The organism is Pseudoflavonifractor capillosus (genome assembly GCF_016899775.1).
In the GTDB taxonomy this organism is placed as follows: Bacteria; Bacillota; Clostridia; order Oscillospirales; family Oscillospiraceae; genus Lawsonibacter.
In genome coordinates this window covers 1-312 of record NZ_JACJJE010000182.1, presented here as the reverse complement: position 1 = coordinate 312, position 312 = coordinate 1, and the positions used below count along the sequence as shown (strand labels likewise).

At 48.1% G+C, this 312-nt stretch carries 1 tRNA gene and 1 rRNA gene; both read right to left on the bottom strand.

Features of this window, described 5'->3' with window-relative positions:
- Positions 1 to 58, bottom strand: a tRNA-Lys gene (locus tag H6B31_RS16925).
- A gap of 178 nt (positions 59 to 236) precedes the next feature.
- Positions 237 to 312: ribosomal RNA gene (locus H6B31_RS16920) — 23S ribosomal RNA — on the bottom strand; the annotation flags it as partial.

Sequence of the window (312 nt, the reverse complement as noted above, 5' to 3'; positions counted from 1 at the left end):
TCAGGGATTCGAACCCGGGACCCACTGATTAAGAGTCAGTTGCTCTACCAACTGAGCTAAAGGCGCATACTTTCTTTTGAAAAAGAAAGTATGCAAAGAAAACTTTATCCTTGTTTTCTCGTACGCTCTCTTTTTCTCCAGAGGGTGGGCGCTTTGTCTGCACCTTCAAAACCGAACAGTGAACCTCGCAAATCCTCGCTTGCAAGCGCCTGCATTTCTTCCTTGCCTGAACCATTCAGGTCAAGCCCTCGGCGGATTAGTATCGGTCAGCTCAACACATTGCTGTGCTTACACCTCCGACCTATCAACGTC